This window comes from Ruminococcus sp. XPD3002 (assembly GCA_900119535.1).
Lineage (GTDB): Bacteria > Bacillota > Clostridia > Oscillospirales > Ruminococcaceae > Ruminococcus > Ruminococcus flavefaciens_H.
On record FPJT01000020.1, the window covers coordinates 64,811 to 70,810 of the forward strand.

Below are 6,000 nucleotides of genomic sequence, written 5' to 3' on the forward strand. Positions count from 1 at the left end.
AGCGGATTCCAAAGGCAGAGCCTTTGGTGGGGTGTGGGGCAAAGCCCCACATATATCCTTATAAGCGCTCAGCAAAGGGTGAATTTCAAAACAGTCCGGTGGACTGTTTTGAAAGAGGGAACGCCCTGCAAGAGAGGGCGTTCCCTGATGAAGACATACTTTTTTAACAAGCTGAAGGGCAGACTGCAAAGTCTGCCCTTTTTGACTGTCATGTGCGGACAGTTCTATCAGGTATTATTAATATGTATATATAACGAGTAATACGGCATATGATTGAAAACGGGAGAAACAGGGGAATATCATGACCGGTATGGCTAACATTTCAACAATAAATTCAACATATAAACATATCAACTGTGCAGAATTCCAAAAATTGCAGAATGGTCTTGATTTATTATAAAAAGGTGGTAAAATATAATTAGCACTCAGAGAAAGAGAGTGCTAAACTTGAAAAGATAATTATTTTAGGAGGTATATATTATGACTATCAAACCATTACAGGACAGAGTAGTTGTTAAAATGACGGAAGCAGAAGAGACTACAAAGAGCGGCATCATCCTTTCAGGTTCCGCAAAGGAAAAGCCTGAGGTTGCAGAGGTAGTTGAAGTTGGTCCCGGAACAACCGACGTTAAAATGGAGGTTAAAAAGGGCGATAAGATACTCATTTCAAAGTATTCGGGCACTAATGTAAAGCTTGAAGGCAACGAGTATATCATCGTAAGAATGGAAGACATTCTCGCAATAGTAAAGTAAGTAATGCGGAACTGACCGCTGATATTTTTTAGAAAAAGGAGATTTTACGGTTATGGCTAAGGATATAAAGTACGGAGAAGACGCAAGAAAAGCACTTCAGGCAGGCATCGACAAGCTTGCTGATACAGTAAGAATAACAATGGGACCAAAGGGCAGAAACGTTGTCCTCGACAAGAAGTTCGGCGCTCCCCTCATCACTAACGACGGTGTTACTATCGCTAAGGACATCGAGCTTGAGGACGCTTTCGAGAACATGGGCGCTCAGCTCGTTAAGGAAGTTGCTACAAAGACTAACGATGCAGCAGGTGACGGTACTACAACAGCTACACTCCTCGCACAGACTATCGTTCGTGAGGGTATGAAGAACATCGCAGCAGGCGCTAATCCTATGGTACTTAAGAAGGGTATCGCAAAGGCTGTTGATACAGCAGTTAAGTCTATCGTTGACAATTCAAAGTCTGTTTCAGGCTCTGAGGATATAGCAAGAGTTGGTACAGTTTCATCAGCTGACGAGAACGTTGGTAAGCTCATTGCAGAGGCTATGGAGAAGGTAACTGCTGACGGCGTTATCACTATCGAAGAGAGCAAGACTGCCGAGACATATAGCGAAGTTGTTGAAGGTATGCAGTTCGACAGAGGCTATATCTCACCTTACATGGTAACAGATGCTGATAAGATGGAAGCTGTTTACGATGATGCTTATGTTCTTATCACAGACAAGAAGATATCTTCAATACAGGAGATCCTCCCACTTCTCGAGCAGATCGTCAAGATGGGCAAGAAGCTCGTTATCATTGCTGAGGACGTTGAGGGCGAAGCTCTTACAACTATCATACTCAACAATCTCCGCGGCACATTCAAGGTTGCAGCAGTCAAGGCTCCGGGATTCGGCGACAGACGTAAGGAAATGCTTAAGGATATCGCAGTTCTCACAGGCGGCGAAGTAATTACTTCAGAGCTCGGTCTTGAACTCAGCGAGACTACTATTGATCAGCTCGGTCAGGCTAAGCAGATCGTTATCCAGAAGGAGAACACTATCATCGTTGACGGCGCAGGCGATAAGAAGGATATCAAGTCAAGAGTTTCACAGATCCGTGCAGCTATCGAGACTACAACATCTGATTTCGACCGCGAGAAGCTTCAGGAAAGACTTGCTAAGCTCGCTGGCGGTGTTGCAGTTATCAAGGTTGGCGCTGCAACAGAGGTTGAAATGAAGGAGAAGAAGCTCCGTATCGAGGACGCTCTCGCTGCTACAAAGGCTGCAGTTGAAGAGGGTATCGTAGCAGGCGGCGGTACAGCATTCATCAATGCTATCCCTGCTGTTGAGAAGCTCGTTCCTTCACTGGACGGCGATGAGAAGACAGGTGCTAAGATAATTCTTAAGGCACTTGAAGCTCCTGTACGTCAGATCGCTGAGAACGCAGGTCTTGAAGGCAGCGTTATAGTTGACAAGATCAGACGTTCACGCAAGTTAGGCTATGGTTTCGATGCTTACAACGAGGTATACACAGATATGATCCCTGCAGGTATCGTTGATCCTACTAAGGTTACAAGAAGCGCACTTCAGAACGCTGCTTCAGTTGCATCAATGGTACTCACAACAGAGAGCCTTGTTGCTGATGTCAAGGAAGAGAATCCTGCACCTGCAATGCAAGCAGGCGGTATGGGCGGCATGTATTGATAAATCGATAATGCATAATTATGGCGGATCTGAAAAGGTCCGCCTTAGTGTATCAAAAAAGCCTGAAATCATTTTTTGGGGATTCTAAAGGGATACTATCCCTTTAGCGGATTCCAAAGGCAGAGCCTTTGGCAGGGTGTGGGACGGAGTCCCACAAACGAAGAGCGCCCCGCAAAGGGTGAATTTCAAAACAGTCCGGTGGACTGTTTTGAAAGAGGGAATGCCCTGCAAGAGAGGGCGTTCCCTGATGAAGCAATACTTTTTTGACAGGCTGTGGCGGACCTTTTAAGGTCCGCCTTTTTGTTATGCGAAACAGCTAAACATATTGTATAAAACATTTATATTAACAGAAAATGACCTTGGATAAATGACTAAAAATAATGTTGTAATTTTGTATAAAATGTTATACAGAAAAATGTTGACTTTACGTCAGAAATGTGGTATCATTGATTCATACGGTTTTACTGTATATGGCGGTGTATATCGCAGTTTGCAAGCGATGGCACGTTCGCATTTTTCAGGTGCGCACCGTCCGCAGTCATTTGACTGCTTTTATAAAGGATGAAAAAACAGTGTATTGTTAATAAATATGCGTATTTGACGCAGCATATTCTATCTATCTTCTTTTGCCTGTCAGAGAAGTCTTTTTGTGTTACCTCTGACCACTACTACCCTGCTGTTTTTTATCCTTGCCATTTTTCGGAAAGGAGTAGAGTGAAGTGGGTATAACAGAGATAGCTTTCAAGCGTGCTTCGGAAGAAGTTAAGAGCATGACAAGCGGTGCAAACAATCAGGGCATTAAAAGACACATTGGCAAGATCAGCGAAGATGAGTACAATAAGCTCAGATCCGCATGTGATCTTATCAGAAACAAGGCAAAAAAGTGATGATGACAGACTGAAATTGCGGACTCGTTTTCGAGTCCGTTTTTATTTTGGTGATAAAGTGACATTTGTAACGGTGTGATGTGATAAACGGCATCTTCACACTTACCTTCCTTTATTATATAATATATACAACAGTACAAGGAGGTGGCTCGTATGGAAAAAGAAGCAGTAAAAAAAGAAAGACCTAAGTGGGTGAAAGTCATATATTTTATATCGTGGATGCCTCTTGCGGCGGCGTTTGTGGCGTCGGTATACTATTCCTTTGCCGGCTTTGATTTCTTAGGTTCAATGCTTTATGCACTGGATGCATTTTTTGCTTCAATGGTACTTTTTATTGTCGTAGGAAGTGTTATAGCAGTGTTCCCGTTATGCCTGCTGTTCCAGATATGCTGTCACCTATGGTACAATACGGACTTTTCTGAACGCCACAGTAAAAAGCTGCTGATAGTTTCTGCCGTGGGTATAATGGCAGCTATAATACTTGCTATAGTCCTTATAGTGTTCAACTGAAGCGGAGAGGGTGATAATATGTTAAAGAAGGCTTTCAAGGCAGCGCTCATTATAATCGGCGTTATAGGCATATGGCATATCTATCTCATATTCACGCTTGCTTCGGCTGATATCATCGTGAAGAAGAGATCAAGCAGCGGTATGATATTTTCAAATGTGTATTACTACGCAATTCAAAACAACAGAGCGATACCTGTTTCCGAGCCGATGCTTACTGCTGTAGGAAAGAAAAATGTGAGATCCGAAAGCTATTACAGTAAAGATGCTGTACCTTGCTACTGTGTCGGTGATCTTCTGCACGGTGAAACTGTGTGCTATACCAAGTCTCAGCTTGAATTAAAGGCGCATCCGATACGTACAGAGTCTCCCGAACTGACTGCTGAGGACAGGCAGAATATAAAGAGTATTGCCGAATATACAGAGGAGCTGTTCCCTGAGATGTGTGGTAACTACGTAGTGTTCTACTATATCCCGCATGACGGTGATGTGTATTTCTATTATGACCGTTCGTATGACGAAAAGGACATACCGCTTTTTAAGTTCGAGGACGGCAATGTGAAGGAGATAGGATTGGGGAACGGAGCGGATATAAGTTACATTTATTTCGGATAATAATTAAATAATAAAAATATGTATAGCGCGCTTGACAAAATATGTAAAGCGTGCTATACTTTTATTACAGAATAAGTAAAGTTAACTTTACAATTTAAGGAGGTAACAGTATGCTTGAAAATATACATGATTTTATAACTGCTGCTTTGCCTTGGGTGGCAATAGCTACAGCTCTTGCGGTATTCGGTGTTTACAGAAACGCGGCAGAGAAGGAGAATAAACGTGAAAAATAAGATACAGGAGCTGAGAAAGGCCCGGAAGGTCACTCAGCAGGAGCTTGCGGACGCTCTGTCCGTCACGCGTCAGACTATAATATCACTGGAAAACGGAAAATACAATGCGTCCCTTACGCTTGCTCATAAAGCGGCACAGTTTTTCGGAATAACTATAGAGGAACTGTTCATTTTCGAGGGCGATGAGAACCTTTAAGGAGGATAATTATGGAAAAATTCAAAAAACAACTTGTCACAAGTAACTGCATTTACTGGCTTTTTATATTTCTTTCGATAGTAGGAGCAGTTCTTGTCGTTGTATTTAGTCCGAATCATCGTGACGGCAACGGTACAATCGGATTTTTTGCTGCTATGATAGCTATTTCGGTGATTAATATACACAGAAACAGGAAAGCGCTCAAGAACGAAAAGCTATTGAAAGAAATGTACATCAACAGCGTTGACGAAAGAAAAAAACAGATAACGCTTCAATCGGCAAAGGCTTCATTCTTTATTATTCTTGCAAGTATGCTGATAGCTTCTATTGTGTTCAGATTCATCAGCATGACAGTAAGCATTGTTCTTACCTGCTGTATGATGTTTATTCTTATCGTTTATTTTGCGGTTACGGCTTATTACAATAAGAAGATGTGAATACCGAGTATTTATAAGGAGGATAATTATGGAAGAATTCAGAAAAAAGATAAGAAGGAAAGTCATGTTTAGTTCGATATTTTGTATGTCAGGACTCTTTATCTACTTTATACTGATCCGTATCACAGGTGCTCCTGATTATGCAAGAGGCATTCTCTTTGGTGTTTTCGGCGGCACAGAGACGGTATCGGTTTTTAACATATTCAGACTGATGCCGCTCCTTCAGAACGATGAAAAGCTGAAGCAGGCATACATAACAGAGACTGACGAAAGGAACACGCTGATACAGAAAGAAGCAGCAAAAACATCTTCGTCTATCCTGGTCATGATATTAGCCCTTGCAGCGATAATAGCAGGCTTTTTTGCTCCTGTTGTGTCTATGACACTTGCATTTGTTATAATATTGATAGGAGTTGTTTCGGTCGCTGTAACAGCATACTACAATAAAAAAATGTGAAACAAAAACTCCCCGACACCTGTTTGAACCGCACCACATTGTGCGTACAGCACAAAAAAGCCCCTATGGCAAATAGAATTAAGCTACGAACTGGCTTCGCAATTCAAGCGGAGTCAGTTTTGTTTTGAGTTGAATGCGCTGGTGATTGTAAAAGTAGATGTAATCATCGATGAGCCGTCTTGCATCGGCAAATGTTTTGATCTTTGTCCTGTGAATACACTCTGTTTTTAGGAT

Annotated in this window: 10 protein-coding genes; 9 read left to right on the top strand and 1 reads right to left on the bottom strand. The window is 42.1% G+C overall.

From position 1 onward, the window contains the following. Window positions 1-480: 480 nt before the first annotated feature. The 9 genes from BT127_RS14525 to BT127_RS14555 all read left to right on the top strand — a co-directional run bounded on the left by BT127_RS14525 (window position 481) and on the right by BT127_RS14555 (window position 5,766). Complete coding sequence (locus tag BT127_RS14525) at window positions 481-753, top strand: co-chaperone GroES (protein ID WP_075425694.1); 273 nt, start codon at window positions 481-483, stop codon at window positions 751-753. A gap of 52 nt (window positions 754-805) precedes the next feature. Beyond that, the gene (gene groL, locus BT127_RS14530) at window positions 806-2,434 is read left to right on the top strand and encodes a chaperonin GroEL (RefSeq protein WP_075425695.1); all 1,629 of its coding nucleotides are present in this window, start codon (window positions 806-808) and stop codon (window positions 2,432-2,434) included. 719 nt (window positions 2,435-3,153) lie between these two features. Continuing rightward, entirely contained in the window at window positions 3,154-3,321 is a 168-nt protein-coding gene (locus tag BT127_RS16970; RefSeq protein ID WP_175541982.1) for a hypothetical protein, read from the top strand. Between the two features lie 153 nt (window positions 3,322-3,474). Further along, complete coding sequence (locus tag BT127_RS14535) at window positions 3,475-3,831, top strand: hypothetical protein (RefSeq protein ID WP_075425696.1); 357 nt, start codon at window positions 3,475-3,477, stop codon at window positions 3,829-3,831. A gap of 18 nt (window positions 3,832-3,849) precedes the next feature. Further along, window positions 3,850-4,443 (top strand): hypothetical protein, encoded by a 594-nt coding sequence (locus BT127_RS14540; RefSeq protein WP_075425697.1) that lies wholly within the window; start codon window positions 3,850-3,852, stop codon window positions 4,441-4,443. Between the two features lie 110 nt (window positions 4,444-4,553). Further along, window positions 4,554-4,676 (top strand): hypothetical protein, encoded by a 123-nt coding sequence (locus BT127_RS17285; protein ID WP_318257278.1) that lies wholly within the window; start codon window positions 4,554-4,556, stop codon window positions 4,674-4,676. Further along, window positions 4,666-4,872 (top strand): helix-turn-helix transcriptional regulator, encoded by a 207-nt coding sequence (locus tag BT127_RS14545; protein WP_075425698.1) that lies wholly within the window; start codon window positions 4,666-4,668, stop codon window positions 4,870-4,872. The genes BT127_RS17285 and BT127_RS14545 overlap by 11 nt, the downstream gene beginning before the upstream one ends. An 11-nt stretch (window positions 4,873-4,883) precedes the next feature. Next, a complete protein-coding gene (locus BT127_RS14550) occupies window positions 4,884-5,309 on the top strand; it encodes a DUF2178 domain-containing protein (RefSeq protein WP_075425699.1) in 426 nt (141 codons plus the stop codon). Between the two features lie 28 nt (window positions 5,310-5,337). Then, window positions 5,338-5,766, top strand: a complete 429-nt coding sequence (locus tag BT127_RS14555) for a hypothetical protein (protein ID WP_075425700.1) — start codon at window positions 5,338-5,340, stop codon at window positions 5,764-5,766. Between the two features lie 78 nt (window positions 5,767-5,844). Here BT127_RS14555 and BT127_RS17390 read toward each other — a convergent pair whose 3' ends face one another. After that, window positions 5,845-6,000, bottom strand: coding sequence for an IS3 family transposase (locus BT127_RS17390; RefSeq protein WP_350339291.1), 156 nt, complete (start codon window positions 5,998-6,000; stop codon window positions 5,845-5,847).